General features: G+C 45.0%; 14 protein-coding genes. 7 read left to right on the top strand and 7 right to left on the bottom strand.

All coding sequences use genetic code 11. The features are described from left to right. Window positions 1-65 precede the first annotated feature (65 nt). From hflD to ABXS85_RS06635, 5 genes are all read right to left on the bottom strand, one after another. Window positions 66-695, bottom strand: coding sequence for a high frequency lysogenization protein HflD (gene hflD, locus ABXS85_RS06655; protein ID WP_353669253.1), 630 nt, complete (start codon window positions 693-695; stop codon window positions 66-68). Window positions 696-733: 38 nt separating this feature from the next. Beyond that, window positions 734-1,855, bottom strand: coding sequence for a tRNA 2-thiouridine(34) synthase MnmA (gene mnmA, locus ABXS85_RS06650; RefSeq protein WP_353669252.1), 1,122 nt, complete (start codon window positions 1,853-1,855; stop codon window positions 734-736). Between the two features lie 157 nt (window positions 1,856-2,012). After that, the gene (locus ABXS85_RS06645) at window positions 2,013-2,408 is read right to left on the bottom strand and encodes an NUDIX domain-containing protein (RefSeq protein ID WP_353669251.1); all 396 of its coding nucleotides are present in this window, start codon (window positions 2,406-2,408) and stop codon (window positions 2,013-2,015) included. Further along, complete coding sequence (locus ABXS85_RS06640; protein ID WP_353669250.1) at window positions 2,341-3,054, bottom strand: pseudouridine synthase; 714 nt, start codon at window positions 3,052-3,054, stop codon at window positions 2,341-2,343. Before ABXS85_RS06640 ends, ABXS85_RS06645 begins: the two co-directional genes overlap by 68 nt. A 118-nt stretch (window positions 3,055-3,172) precedes the next feature. Continuing rightward, complete coding sequence (locus ABXS85_RS06635) at window positions 3,173-3,448, bottom strand: cold shock domain-containing protein (RefSeq protein ID WP_353669249.1); 276 nt, start codon at window positions 3,446-3,448, stop codon at window positions 3,173-3,175. A 305-nt stretch (window positions 3,449-3,753) separates the two neighbouring features. On the opposite strand from ABXS85_RS06635, the gene clpS reads away from it, so the two are divergent. Further along, on the top strand, window positions 3,754-4,101 hold the full coding sequence (clpS, locus tag ABXS85_RS06630) for an ATP-dependent Clp protease adapter ClpS (protein ID WP_353669762.1): 348 nt from the start codon (window positions 3,754-3,756) through the stop codon (window positions 4,099-4,101). Window positions 4,102-4,121: 20 nt separating this feature from the next. Continuing rightward, window positions 4,122-6,374, top strand: a complete 2,253-nt coding sequence (gene clpA / locus ABXS85_RS06625) for an ATP-dependent Clp protease ATP-binding subunit ClpA (RefSeq protein ID WP_353669248.1) — start codon at window positions 4,122-4,124, stop codon at window positions 6,372-6,374. 118 nt (window positions 6,375-6,492) lie between these two features. Here the strand turns inward: clpA and infA are convergent, their stop codons facing one another. Beyond that, the gene (gene infA / locus ABXS85_RS06620) at window positions 6,493-6,711 is read right to left on the bottom strand and encodes a translation initiation factor IF-1 (protein WP_013795500.1); all 219 of its coding nucleotides are present in this window, start codon (window positions 6,709-6,711) and stop codon (window positions 6,493-6,495) included. 221 nt (window positions 6,712-6,932) lie between these two features. Further along, window positions 6,933-7,754 carry a leucyl/phenylalanyl-tRNA--protein transferase gene (aat, locus tag ABXS85_RS06615; protein WP_353669247.1) on the bottom strand — a complete coding sequence of 274 codons (822 nt, stop codon included), beginning with the start codon at window positions 7,752-7,754 and terminating at the stop codon, window positions 6,933-6,935. Window positions 7,755-8,382: 628 nt separating this feature from the next. Between aat and ABXS85_RS06610 the strand changes: the two genes are divergently transcribed. The 5 genes from ABXS85_RS06610 to crcB all read left to right on the top strand — a co-directional run bounded on the left by ABXS85_RS06610 (window position 8,383) and on the right by crcB (window position 14,537). Continuing rightward, window positions 8,383-9,261 carry a hypothetical protein gene (locus ABXS85_RS06610; RefSeq protein ID WP_353669246.1) on the top strand — a complete coding sequence of 293 codons (879 nt, stop codon included), beginning with the start codon at window positions 8,383-8,385 and terminating at the stop codon, window positions 9,259-9,261. Between the two features lie 162 nt (window positions 9,262-9,423). Beyond that, window positions 9,424-12,150, top strand: coding sequence for a DNA translocase FtsK 4TM domain-containing protein (locus ABXS85_RS06605; RefSeq protein ID WP_353669761.1), 2,727 nt, complete (start codon window positions 9,424-9,426; stop codon window positions 12,148-12,150). 34 nt (window positions 12,151-12,184) lie between these two features. After that, a complete protein-coding gene (gene lolA / locus ABXS85_RS06600) occupies window positions 12,185-12,811 on the top strand; it encodes an outer membrane lipoprotein chaperone LolA (protein WP_353669245.1) in 627 nt (208 codons plus the stop codon). After that, window positions 12,811-14,169 (top strand): replication-associated recombination protein A, encoded by a 1,359-nt coding sequence (locus tag ABXS85_RS06595; protein ID WP_353669244.1) that lies wholly within the window; start codon window positions 12,811-12,813, stop codon window positions 14,167-14,169. The genes lolA and ABXS85_RS06595 overlap by 1 nt, the downstream gene beginning before the upstream one ends. Beyond that, the gene (gene crcB, locus ABXS85_RS06590) at window positions 14,166-14,537 is read left to right on the top strand and encodes a fluoride efflux transporter CrcB (RefSeq protein ID WP_353669243.1); all 372 of its coding nucleotides are present in this window, start codon (window positions 14,166-14,168) and stop codon (window positions 14,535-14,537) included. The genes ABXS85_RS06595 and crcB overlap by 4 nt, the downstream gene beginning before the upstream one ends. Window positions 14,538-14,553: the final 16 nt, after the last annotated feature.

Below are 14,553 nucleotides of genomic sequence, written 5' to 3'. Positions count from 1 at the left end.
ATTAATGCAACTTATTCTTGTTTATTTTACGTCATAAAAAAAGACCACGAAGGCCTTTTTATTATTTAATTTCGCGCCTCTAACGCAGCCAAAAGAGCTTTGCGTTTGAAAATCAAATGCCAGCGTTTTCCTCCTAGCTGGCGCCACAACATGGCGCCACGTACACCGGCTAACAAAATAGCGCGTACTTGGTTGGCGATGTGTGCTTGCTGTAAATATCGGCTGTCACCGTGCACCTGAATGCGGAACGGCAATTTACTCAATGAGTCCTGATACAAGCCAGAAATAGCGGCCATCATATTTTCATGTAACACAGAATCGTAGTGAGACTGTTTAGCGGCGATCTGCTGAATACGCTGACCAATCAAGGACAACATGTCCGGTTGTTTAGCGAGTTTGCTTTCCAAATGAACCAGGCTTAACGCATAGCGCAAAGTATTTGGATTAAGGCTATTTCTGTCTTTTCCCAAAGCTTGACGAGCAATGCGTCGCCCCATGGCCAGATTAGTTTGACAATCCCATTGACCGCCATAGATATCTTCTGTGGTTGGCGCATCGAGAGTCAGTACACTTTCGATCAAGGGCTGCAAATAATCTTGATCAACCTGGCCTGATTTGGCGAGATTGGCAACTAATTCTGCTGCTTGGAATACGGCGGATAGGGCAATAACTTGCTCTTTTTCTCGGTTACTCACGGCTTTTCTCTTTATCCATCAAGGTGAATCTGTCGCGATTATTTGTTAAACGCAGCATTAATAATACCGCCACCTAGACATACATCGTCAAGATAAAACACCACGGACTGGCCGGGTGTGATAGCACGCTGTGGCGTTTCAAAGCAGACTTCCACTCGGCCATCGGCTAATTCATTGAGGGTGCACTCTTGATCTGGTTGGCGGTAACGACACTTGGCTTTGCAAGTCAGGGGAAAACGGGGTTTTTGTCGGGCAACCCAGTCAAAATTGTCGGCAATTAAGTGTGTTTTGAACAAGGATTCATGCTGACCACCTTGCGTAACCAGTAGCACATTACGCTTAAGATCTTTTTCAACAACATACCAAGGATCATCAGAGTAATTGGCTAAACCGCCAATACCCAGCCCTTGACGTTGACCAATGGTGTGATACATCAAACCGTGATGACGACCAATTTTGTCGCCTTCAAGGGTCTCAATGTCGCCAGGTTGCGCAGGAAGATATTGTTCAAGAAAATCTTTAAAGCGGCGTTCGCCAATGAAGCAAATGCCTGTGCTGTCTTTTTTATTGTGAGTGACCAAATCATGTTCTTCCGCGAGACGGCGAACTGCTGGCTTTTCCAGCTCGCCCACAGGGAATAGGGTTTTAGCGATTTCGTCTTTACCGACCGCGTATAAGAAGTAACTTTGATCCTTGTTGTTATCCAAGCCTTTGAGCAACAAAGGTTGGCCATCTTGCTCACCACGACGAACATAATGGCCAGTGGCAATGTAATCGGCACCTAATGCTAAGGCGTATTCCAAGAAGGCTTTGAATTTTATTTCTTTGTTGCAGAGTATGTCTGGATTGGGGGTTCGACCGGCTTTGTATTCGGCAAGAAAATGCTCAAAGACGTTGTCCCAGTATTCCGCTGCAAAATTCGCAGTGTGCAACTTAATACCGAGTTTGTCGCTTACGGCTTGAGCATCGGCCAGATCTTCTTTAGCGGTGCAATATTCCGTGCCGTCGTCTTCGTCCCAGTTTTTCATGAACAAACCTTCCACTTGGTAACCTTGTTGCATCAAAATAAGGGCGGAAACGGAAGAATCTACACCGCCGGACATACCAACGATGACTTTTTTCGTGCTGTTTGCGTTCGTCGCAAGGGCGCTGTCGTTCATTCTTTATACAGTCTCACTTAAAATAAGCTTTTGCCTAGAAAGGCTAGAAATGGTCAAAATTGTAACATTTTACTCTGCTTGAATGTGACCTCTTTATGGGATTTTGACATCTTCTTCCTAGGTTCTTGGCAATGGATAGCTTTAAACTTACTCATTTTCAAGGCGCATCGGGAGTGAGGAATTGCTTTGATAAAAAATGCAATGGAATCGGCGACTTGTTATTGGCATCTTCAATACAGGCATTGATCAATGGGCTACGATGTGGCTGTGCTTGAATCTCTTCATAAGTAAGCCACTGGCTGGACAATATGTCATCGTCTAATTGCTCAGAGACCTGTTTGATTGGCTGGCATAAAATACAGAGTCTATGGTACGTGTCGGCGCCAGGGTATGGGGTGAAAGCGTATAAACCGAGCAAACCTATTGGTTCCACTAACCAACCAGACTCTTCCTGTGTTTCACGGATAACTGCGGTGAGCAGGTCTTCATTGTTTTCCACGTGACCGGCTGGCTGATTGAGGACGATTTTCTCGTCCTGACGTTCTGTTACCATGAGGTAGCGATCGCCCTGTTTGACCAGTGCGGCGACGGTGAGGTGAGGAAGTCGGCTTGTTTCTTCGTTGTTCAAACTGTATTACCTCTTGTTGAAGTGCTTCGGTCGTCTCTGCATATTGCCACTGTCCATGAGGTACCTGATCTAAAGTATAAGGTCCTATGGCGTAGCGAATAAGCCTGAGTGTTGGAAAACCTACCGCGGCCGTCATACGGCGGACTTGACGGTTTTTACCTTCGCGAATGGTTAGGCTCAGCCAGCTAGTCGGAATCGTTTTGCGTTCACGTACGGGTGGCGTTCTTGACCATAATTCAGGTTCTGCCATCTGGTTGGCCTGTGCTGGTAAGGTAAGGCCATCTTTGAGTTTAATCCCTTGACGTAATGCTTGCAGTGCTTGCTCAGTAATCTCACCTTCCACTTGTACCCAGTAGGTTTTGGGCATTTTGAATTTAGGAGAAGCGATGAGATGTTGAAGTGCACCTTGATTGGTCAGTAACAACAAACCTTCAGAATCATAGTCTAAACGGCCAGCTGGATAAAAATGAGCGGCTTGAATGTAATCTGCTAGAGTGGCTTTTTCACCATCTGAGGTGAATTGGCTAAGTACATGAAAAGGTTTGTTGAAAACAATGAGGTTGCTTGGCATAACGCAGTAAAGTCAGTTATCGACGAAAAGGGAAGGGCGAATTAAGGTCGCTTACTTCTTTGTAGAAGCAAGATACCAAAAAACACCCCAAATATCGATACTGACAAGAGGGCGTCGCTTAGGCAGGAAGCGATTCTTTGCTGGTACTAACGGTTTCCTTTTTTACTGTCTCATTTTTGATGGTCTCTGTTACAACAGGGTTGATGTCTATGGCATGAAGGCCACGTTCACCTGGTTCCACATCAAAAGTTACTGCTTGTCCGGCTTTAAGCGTCTTATACCCCTCGACGTTAATGGCAGAGTAATGAATGAACAAATCTTCATCAAAATCCTCTGAAATAATAAAGCCATAGCCTTTTGCATTGTTGAACCACTTTACGGATCCGTGATGCATGAGTCACTCCTTATCCACTCAAAATAATTACTCGATATTAATTTTGCTAAAACCAACCTTGGTTGGTGAGCGCCAAAGGTGTCGCGTTTGTTGGGGCAGATTTCTAAATAGCTGCAAACTGTTTTGTGCTTGACGTGGTAGAATCTTTTACACAAAGCATTGAATGCATTTTTAGATACCCTAATAATGAGCGTAGAAGTCGTTTCGGGATTTGTAAAATCCAATAGCAAATGTGTAGCGTAAATAAGTTGTAATGCGTCAGATTTGGCAAATTACGTGAAAAATTGTAGCCTCAGAGGCATATGATGATTGTAAACCAGCAAATTAAGCTAACATCAGAAGAAGATCAGCCAGGTCACTCTGGTGTTGCCATCGCACCAGAAGAAACCGAGTTGAAGCCACCTTCCATGTATCAGGTGGTATTGTTTAATGACGACTATACGCCAATGGATTTTGTCGTATTTGTATTACAACGTTTTTTTTCAATGGACGGAGAGAAGGCCAAACAGGTAATGTTAGAAGTGCATACCAAAGGGAAGGGTGTCTGCGGCATTTACCCCTTTGATATTGCCGAAACGAAAGTGGCAATGGTTCAACAGTTCGTACAGCAAAACGAGCACCCCTTAATGTGTGACCTACAAAAGGTTGATTGATTCAGAGAGAGGGAATAGCAATGTTAGATAAAGAACTAGAGCAAACCCTGAATACGGCTTTTAAAGCAGCACGAGACAAACGTCATGAATTCATGACGGTTGAGCACCTTTTGTTGGCTTTGATTGAAAATGGCGCAGCCTCAAGTGTACTAAAAGCTTGCGGCGTAAACTTAGAAACCTTAAGCAAGGAATTAATTGAATTCGTCGACAGTACGACACCATTAATTCCTGAAGATGATGAAGAACGTGAAGTGCAGCCAACATTAGGCTTCCAGCGCGTTCTGCAACGTGCCGTTTTTCATGTGCAATCCTCGGGCAAGCGTGAAGTGACGGGTGCTAATGTTCTTGTTGCTATTTTCAGCGAGCAAGAGAGTCAAACGGTTTACTTGTTAAAACGTCATGGCGTTGCGCGCATTGACGTGGTGAATTATGTTGCCCATGGCATTTCCAAAATGGGCGATTCTTCGGATGAAGTTGAGCAAGATGAGGATACGGAAGAAACCAATACCGCTCCTCTACAGAAGTTTGCGCTCAACCTCAATGAAGAAGCTCGCAACGGTAAGATAGACAAGCTGATTGGTCGTGAATACGAAGTAGAGCGTGTTATCCAGACCTTGTCCCGTCGCCGTAAAAACAACCCCTTATTGGTTGGTGAGTCGGGTGTGGGCAAAACCGCCATTGCAGAAGGCTTGGCCAAACGCATTGTCGATGGGCAGGTGCCAGATGTTATTGCCGATGGCGTGGTTTATTCCTTGGATCTTGGTGCACTGTTGGCCGGTACCAAATACCGTGGTGACTTCGAAAAACGCTTGAAACAGTTACTAAGTGAGTTGAAGAAGCTGCCTAATGCAATTCTGTTCATTGATGAAATTCATACCATCATAGGGGCAGGGGCGGCTTCTGGTGGCGTGATGGACGCATCTAACTTGTTGAAACCTGTGTTGAGCTCGGGTGGGTTACGTTGTATCGGTTCAACCACCTTCCAAGAGTTTCGCGGGGTGTTTGAAAAAGACCATGCCTTAGCTCGTCGTTTCCAGAAAATTGATGTGAACGAACCCAGTGTTGATGATACCTATCAAATTCTCAAAGGCATCATTGGTGCTTTTGAAGAACATCATCAAATCAAATATGAAGAGCCAGCCCTATTGGCAGCAGCAGAATTAGCGCAGCGTTATGTGACAGATCGTCACATGCCGGATAAAGCCATTGATGTTGTCGACGAAGCGGGCGCGTATCAAAGACTGCAGCCAGAAGAACAGCGTAAGTCTGTGATTACGGTGGCAGAAATAGAAGACATTGTCTCTAAAATCGCCCGTGTCCCTGTTAAAGCGGTGAATTCAGATGACAGACAAGTATTGGCAAACTTAGAGCGTAACCTGAAAATGGTGGTGTTTGGACAAGACGATGCGATTGATTCTTTGTCGGCGGCCATTAAGTTGTCACGTGCTGGTCTAAAAGCTGAGCAGAAGCCGATTGGTTCCTTCCTGATGGCGGGCCCTACAGGGGTTGGTAAAACGGAAGTGACCAAACAATTGGCCAAACAGCTTGGTTTGGAGTTGATTCGTTTCGATATGTCCGAATACATGGAACGCCATGCGGTATCGCGCTTGATTGGTGCACCACCTGGGTACGTCGGTTTTGATCAGGGTGGGTTATTAACGGAAGCCGTGACTAAGAATCCTCACAGCGTGGTTTTGTTGGATGAGATTGAAAAAGCCCATCCTGAAGTCTTTAATCTGCTGTTGCAAGTCATGGATCATGGTACCTTGACGGACAACAATGGTCGTAAAGCAGACTTCCGCAATGTGATTTTGATCATGACGTCCAATGCCGGTGCGGAAGAGTTGGCTCGTCGATCCATTGGCTTCTCTAACCAAGATAACTCAACGGATGGTATGGAAGTGATTAATCGTACTTTCACACCGGAATTTAGAAACCGCTTGGATGCAGTGATTCAATTCCAGCAATTGGATGAACGCATCATCTTCAATGTGGTGGATAAGTTCCTAGTGGAGTTACAGGCTCAGCTGGATCCTAAAGGCGTCTTGCTGGATGTATCAGATAACGCGCGGGGCTGGTTGGCCCACAAAGGCTACGATCGTCAGATGGGGGCTCGACCTATGGCGCGCGTCATCCAAGAACACTTGAAGAAACCCTTGGCCGATAAGATATTGTTTGGTGACTTAAACGAAGGCGGCAATGTCAAAGTGACCTTGGATGAGAAGAAAGACAAGCTTAAGTTTGACGTAGTGAAAGAAGCTGTTATTCACTAAAATAGCTCATTCACTCGATTTACTTTATAAACAAAAAACCACGCAACAGCGTGGTTTTTTTATGGATGAACAACCAAAGCTTCACAAAGTAAATTGATAGAAGAAGCCTTGATTATTATTAGCGAGCGCGGTAAACAATGCGACCCTTGGACAGATCGTAAGGGGTTAATTCTACTTTTACTTTGTCGCCAGTCAGGATGCGGATGTAGTTTTTGCGCATTTTTCCTGAAATATGTGCGACAACAACGTGTCCGTTTTCTAATTCGACGCGAAACATGGTATTCGGCAACGTATCAATGATAGTGCCTTCCATTTCTAAGCCTTCTTCTTTTGCCACAATATGTGTCCTATGGTGTTAACTTAATTTGGTTTAATGACTTTGCTATTCAGTTTAGCGGCGCTGATCTAAAAAGCCTGTGAGAAGAATTCAGTGAGTATGGATTACTTTAAATTCGCTTCAATCAAGCCTAACGTTTTATTCACACCGAAAAAATTATCGAGGCATATTCTGCCTAAAAACCCAGCGCAAGGCAAATTCCCATGTGAATTTTACGGGATTTACCCGAAAATTTGCTGCTTTTTTTGCATCTTAGCCAAGTTATTTAAGGCTTGGTTCTTATCAGGTGAGGCGATATTGCGCTTAAGTTGGGTAATAAAATCGTTACGGGGAATGAGCTTGGCTCCGAGTGATAACAGGTGTTCGGACTTTACTTGGCAGTCGATGAGTTGGATATTGAAGTGGTTTGCCTGGTCGCAGAAGGTTTTTAACGCTATTTTCGAAGCATTGGCCTGTAACGAAAACATAGACTCACCAAAGAAAACCTGTCCCATGGCGACACCATAAAAACCACCAATGAGCTGTTCGTCCTGCCACACTTCAACAGAGTGAGCAAACCCCAATTTATGCAATGATTGATAAGCTCGTTTGATATCTTTGGAAATCCAAGTACCTTCCTTATCAGCTCGTAAAGCAGAGCAATGTCCAATAACGGCATCAAAGGCGTGATTAATGGAAAATTGGTATTGGCCTTTTTTGATGGCTTTGCTAAGGGACTTCGAAGTATGAAAATGTTCAGGCTTGAGTACACACCTTTGTTCGGGGTGCCACCAGAGTATAGGGTCTGGATCGCTGTACCAAGGAAAAAAACCGTGGCGATACAGGTGAATCAATCGCTCGCATGATAAATCCCCACCTAAAGCAGATAGGCCTTCAGGGTCTTGCAAGGCTTTATGAGGTTGTGGCGTATCGTAAGGTGACTCAGAGAGAATGACGAGTTCACAAGCCTCATTTACATCCTGATGGTCTGAGCCATTTGACTCTAAATGATTGGGATCTGAGTTATTGGGCTCTAAACTGTTAGACTCTGAACTATTGGGCATGACTATTAGATTAATTCCTTAGCATTTGATCATGCGTTGGGGTGCTTTTATCATTTTTTCGATCATCTTGTCTGTATGGCAGCCAAGTATGACTATTGCGAAAAAGTAAAACCACTGTGAAAAATTATAACCATTGTGAATGTAAACGCCAAGCTTGATAAAAATCAAAAAAATCAAAAGAAAACAGTAAAGTTTTTCTAAAAAAATGCGATATTTCAATTGTGGAAAAAAAGATATTCAAGCTGCGACTTGCTGACACATTCTGACAAATATTTCGTGCTAATGTGCACAAAGTAAAAAGGAAAAATGGCTGCGCCAGTCAAAATTGACTGTTTTTTGTCCAAAAAAGGGTGCAAATTGAAAAAAAATAGAAAAAAAGTGCAAGGAGTGCTTGACCAATAAAGGAAAACTTGGTTTTAATCGATGCAGTCCTAAACGGTAATTCGAAAAATTGTTGGATGCAGTTTTGGAACTACTCGATTTTTTGCTTTTATGGCAATTGTCACAAAAGTGAAACTGATTGGTTTTAAGATACATGAGTCGTTGATTTAACAACGTTTCTTGGTAAGACGAAAATCTATCAAAAGGTCTACAAGGCCACACAATATAATATAAAGGGGAATCTTGAATGAAAGCGATTAAACTTGCTTCTGTGTTTGCGGTATCTGCTGTTGCAGCTGCTGTGTCTACTTCAACTCTAGCTGCTGATGCTATCATCACTGGTGAAGCTGGTGTTGAGTTTGTTACTATTGATGACGGCGTTGATGAGCTTGATGGTACTGATCTTGGAGAGCTAGAGCTTCACGTTGATACTGGTATCGTTTACGCTGAGCTAGAGTTTAAAACAACTGGCGATGATGAGGGTGTAACAACTGGTCTTGAGAAGTTGTACGTAAAACAAGGCGCAGTTTCTTTCGGTCGTTTTGATGGTTCAGTGTCAACTGGTTCATTCATGGGTATGGATGAAATTTATAGTGGTGTTGATCTTGTGACTTCTACTGATAACGATACTGATAATACTGGTATTCGTTATAAAGCCACTCCAGAGCTGACTTTTGCAGTTGAAGCAACTTCTGCTACTGATACTGAAGATTCTGATATTGGTTTTGCTCTTTCTTATGTAGCTGACTTAGGTGGTTTTAAAGCTGGTGTCTCCGGTGGTTCTGTTGGTGACGCAAATGCAGTGAACGTAGGTCTTCAAACACAAGCAGGTCCTGCTACATTGTCTTTGAACTATGGTTCAGGTGCTAAAGGCGCTACAGGTGATACTGATGTAGAACAAATGACCGCTTCCATTGCATTTGCAGCGACTGATGCGTTGACTTTAACTCTTGAATACTCTCAAGATTTAGAGACTGATGGTGAGCCTTCCGCTACATATTTCGTTGGTGAGTTCGTTTCAGGTGACTTGACTTACTATGTTAAGAACTATGCGGGTGACACATCAGAAGCTACTATTGACGCAGGTTCAGAGCGTACAATCGTTGGTGTGAAAACTTTCTTCTAAGGTTCCTTTTTGTAAAAGAAAGTCTTTCTTAGGAAATACGAAAGCCAGCCCTTTGGGCTGGCTTTTTTTATGGTAAGCTTAACGGGTTTTTAGTCTGCCCTTGATTTAGCAGGCTTAAGTTTGGGTTAGCATAATATAGGAAGGCAAGTTTTGTCAGAAGAGATGAGTGAATCGACTCGATCACCAATTTGGGATATGTTTGCTAAGCAAGCGACTTTTATAGTTGCTTTGGTATTTTTATTCTTTTTTGCGTTAGCAACCTATTCGTATCATCCTGATGACGCAGGGTGGTTTTATTCAGGCACAGGTGCTGCCATTCAAAATTCCATGGGGCCAATTGGCGCCACCTTAGCCGATTTGATGTCCGCCTTTTTCGGTGCTTTATTTTACTCCTTACCCCCTTTATTTTTCTGGCTTGCCATTATTGTATGGCGTAATCCTCATGCTTTGTTGCCCGTTAATAATGCCTTGTTGAGTCTTATTGGTAGTATCTTGTATTTGTGCTTTGGCTCGGCCCTGTGTTTTTTACACACGGTGGGTAATGAGGATCTGCAATACGGCGCTGGTGGTATTTTAGGGCAAAGTCTTGGCACTGCCTTATATGGCGTTATTGGTTACGATGGTGCGACTTTGGTCAGCTTGGCTCTGGTGATTCTGGCTTTTACCCTCTTGTCTCAATTACATTGGTTGAGCCTCATGGATAAGCTGGGCGAGGCGGTGTTCAAAAGCATTGCTTGGCTTAATAACAAATGGCGCGACAGCAGAACTCAAAAAGCGGAAAAAAAAGCAGAAAAAAGAGCTCATCGTGAGCATATTAATGATGATGCAGCCTTAGAAGAGGCTGCTGAAGAAGCGGAAGAGCCTGCTATTTTCCGTAAAAGGCGCAATAAACAATCCGCAGCTCAGTCTGATACGGAAGAAGAGTCGGCAGGAAGCTCTGTGACAAAAAATCGGTTCGCCTTGTCGGGTTTGTTCACCAAGTCAAGCACAGCAGGGTCTGCAAACTCCACAGACGCAGCAACCAAGCTTCAAACGGAACCAGAATTCGGCGGTCTTGACGATTTAACCTTAGAGGATGCCGAGATCGACTTTGGTGACACACTTTACATAGAAGACGAATGGCCTAAGCGGACTACTCAAGATAATGAGCAAGCGCCGCCGCTTTTAGACCCTGAAAGTGAAGGCTTATCAAGGGCCAAGGCAGACGAACTCTTGTTTGGTGATGCTCAACCGGCTAAAGATCAAGCGCTTATAGATCAACCGCTTATAGATCAACCTTCTTCTGATCAATTGGTAACAGGTCAAGTTGGCCATAAGCCAGCGGTGAGAACCTTATCCGAAGCCAAGCAGCTGGATAACCTAGCTGGGCCAGTGTCTCCGGATGAGCCAGTGAAACCACAGGAAAAAGCCTACACCTTGCCCGACCGTTCTGTGTTGACCCAGCCTAAACCCAAACAGGGGGGCTATACAGAAGAGGAATTGCTGTCCTTGTCCTCTTTATTGGAGCAAAGATTGCAAGAGTTCGGTGTCAAAGCCGAGGTGGTGGAAGTGAACCCCGGCCCAGTGATCACGCGTTTTGAAATTCAACCGGCTGCCGGGGTAAAAGTTTCTCGTATTACCAATTTGGCGAAAGATTTGGCGCGCTCTTTGAGCGTCATGAGTGTGCGCGTGGTGGAGGTGATTGCTGGTAAATCCACCATAGGCATTGAAATTCCCAACCAAGTGCGTGACACAGTGTATTTCTCTGAAGTGATTAACTGTGATATGTACGATAAGGCGTCTTCTTGTCTGACCTTATCACTTGGTCATGATATTTCGGGCGAGCCTGTTGTGGTGGATTTGGCAAAAATGCCCCATGTTTTGGTGGCTGGTACCACAGGCTCGGGTAAGTCCGTAGGGGTGAACGCTATGATTCTCAGCATGTTGCTGAAGTCCACCCCAGATGATGTTCGAATGATCATGGTTGACCCCAAGATGTTGGAATTATCCATCTACGAGGGCATTCCGCATTTATTGACGCCAGTCATTACCGATATGAAAGACGCTGCCAATGGGTTGCGTTGGTCGGTCGATGAAATGGAGCGCCGCTATAAGCTGATGTCTAAACTGGGGGTGCGTAATATCGCGGGTTACAACAAAAAGGTGCGTGACGCCATTGCGGCCGGAACACCCATTGAAGACCCTTTATGGCAACCTGAAATGGCCATGTTTTCTGAAGAGGGCGTAGCACGCACTGTGCCGTATCTAGAACCCTTACCTTATATTGTCATCATTGTTGATGAGTTTGCCGACATGATGATGATAGTGGGTAAAAAAGTGGAAGAATTGATTGCGCGTATTGCGCAAAAGGCCCGTGCCGCAGGTATACACCTGATTCTAGCAACTCAGCGACCTTCGGTTGATGTCATCACTGGTTTGATTAAAGCCAATATCCCGACCCGTATGGCGTTCCAAGTGTCGTCGAAAATTGACTCGCGAACCATCTTGGATCAAGGGGGCGCAGATCAGTTGTTGGGTATGGGGGACATGCTTTACCTTCCTGCAGGTTTGCCAACGCCCATTCGAGTACACGGAGCCTTTGTTTCCGATGAAGAAGTACACGCGGTAGTGGAGGAGTGGAAACAGCGTGGTGAGCCTGAGTACATTAATGATGTGGTGGTCAATCCAGAAGATTTGATGTCCGATGATGGTGGGGAAGACAAGGATGCTTTGTATGATGAAGCGGTAAAGATTGTCATAGAAACCCGTAAAGCCTCTATTTCTTCTATTCAGCGCCGTCTGAAAATAGGTTACAACAGAGCGGCAAATTTGGTCGAAGCAATGGAAGCGGCTGGATTGGTTGGGCCCATGGGAAGCAACGGTCAGCGTGACATTCTGATCCCAGAGTAACCCTTGTGTAAAACAGGCTAACAGGAGAAGCATCTTGAGAAAATCATGGCTGAGTGCCTTGCTGATTGTAACCAGTATGATGGTGACAAGTGCACTTTGGGCAGATGAAGCGGCACGTACTAAAGTGACGTCTCTATTGGAACAAAATCGTAATATTGAAGGAGAGTTTCGTCAGGTTACCTATGATGAAAAAGGCAAACCACTGCAAATCAGTGAAGGTGTCTTTTTGCTGGCCAAACCAAATCAATTTGTTTGGGACAGTATCAAACCCTTTGCCCAGCGTATTGTTTCGGATGGTAAAACGATTACGGTTTGGGATGTGGATTTAGAGCAAGCCACACAAAAACCTTTATCGGAAGAAGTGGGTTCGTCACCTGCCGCCTTATTAGGGCAACCGGCTGAAGAGGTTTTACCCCATTACAATATCACCACCTTAGGGTCTGAGACATTTCGTTTGGTTCCCCGTGAAGAACAAGACTTATTTCAGGCGCTGACCTTGTCTTTCCATGATGGTCACATAGCGTCCATGAGTATTTTGGATGCATTAGGGCAAACTACCGTGATTGAATTTAATCAGGTTGAAACTCATGCTGGCGTAGCAAAAGAAAACTTCACTTTGGATCTCCCTGATGAGGTGGATCTGATCATAGAAGGGCAATAATGCAAGACTTGTTTGCAGAGGAAAGTCATGGTGCTTATCAGCCGCTTGCCGCGCGGATGAGGCCCACTCGATTGGAAGATTATATTGGTCAGGCTCATCTGGTTGGGCCGGGAAAGCCTTTACGACGCATGGTGGAAACTGGTCACTGCCATTCTTTTATCTTGTGGGGGCCGCCCGGTGTGGGTAAAACCACCTTTGCTAAACTCTTGTGTCAGGCATTGAAAGGGCATTTTATTGAAATTTCTGCGGTCATGTCTGGGGTGAAGGAAATTCGCGCTGCCGTGGAGCAGGCCAAGCAATTTCGTCAGATGAATGGCACGCAAACCATCTTGTTTGTAGACGAAGTGCACAGGTTCAATAAATCTCAGCAAGATGCTTTTTTACCTTATATCGAAGATGGCACCTTTTTATTTATTGGTGCCACTACTGAGAATCCAGCGTTTGAATTAAACTCCGCGCTATTGTCTCGTGCTCGTGTGTACCGCTTAAAAACACCTTCCGCGGAAGAGGTGAAATCCGTGTTAATAAGAGCGTTGCAAGACGCAGAGAGCGGCTTGGCCAATTCAGCTTTGACCTTAAGTGATCATTATTTGGATGTCATCGCACACGCCGCCGATGGGGATATTCGTCGCAGTCTGAATTTTCTCGAGATCTTGTCGGATATGGTTGAGCCGGGGGAGTCGGTCAGTCAACAGCAATTAGAAGATGTGTTGGGGGGCAGTATTCGTCGTTTTGATCGCAACGGAGATGTTTTCTACGATCAAATATCCGCCTTTCATAAATCCGTGCGCGGTTCTTCTCCCGATGGTGCCTTGTACTGGATGGCGCGCATGTTGGATGGTGGTTGTGATCCGCTGTACATTGCGCGACGTTTGCTGGCCATTGCGTCGGAAGACATTGGAAACGCCGATCCTAGAGCCTTACAAGTGGGCTTAAATGCGTGGGACATTTTTGAACGCGTTGGGCCGGGAGAGGGTAACAGAGCCATTGCTCAAGCAGCTGTCTACATGGCCTGCGCGCCAAAGAGTAATGCTGTGTACACGGCTTTCAAACAGGCCATGGCGGATGTATCGGCGCAACCCAGTTACGAAGTGCCTATTCATTTGCGTAACGCTCCCACGTCACTGGCGAAAAGCATGGGGCATGGGGATGAATATCGCTATGCGCACAATGAGCCAAATGCTTATGCAGCGGGGGAGAGCTACTTACCTGAGGAGGTAGCGCAATCCCGTTATTATCAGCCGAGTGATCGAGGTTTGGAAAAGAAAATCGCTGAAAAGCTTGAATGGCTGGCTGATCTGGATAAACAAAGTTCGCAACAGCGTTATCCGCTAACAGACTGGGAAGACGAAGTATGATGTATTTTATGATTGCTTTTGGTGGCGCCCTAGGGGCCTTAAGTCGATACGGTATGACCAAATGGATCAACAGTTACTGGCATCATCATTTTCCTCTTGCCACCATGATGGTAAACCTGTTGGGTTGTTTTTTGATGGGCATTGCTTTTGTTATCATTAGTGAACGCATGCCCAGTCTCGAACCTTATCGACCACTGGTGATGGTGGGTTTTTTGGGGGCATTTACTACCTTCTCCACATTTTCTCTAGAAATTGTGTCATTAATTCATATGCAGGCTTGGCTAACGGCATTAAGCTATTTATTATTGAGCTGCATTTTAGGCGTGCTTGGCGTTGCTCTTGGTATGGCGCTAACGCGTTTCTTTTAATCTGCCCATTTGGGGC

Origin of the sequence: Marinomonas sp. THO17 (assembly GCF_040436405.1) — a bacterium.
In the GTDB taxonomy this organism is placed as follows: Bacteria; Pseudomonadota; Gammaproteobacteria; order Pseudomonadales; family Marinomonadaceae; genus Marinomonas.
Note: the sequence above shows the minus strand (reverse complement) of the source record. Positions and strands in the feature narration are given on the sequence as shown.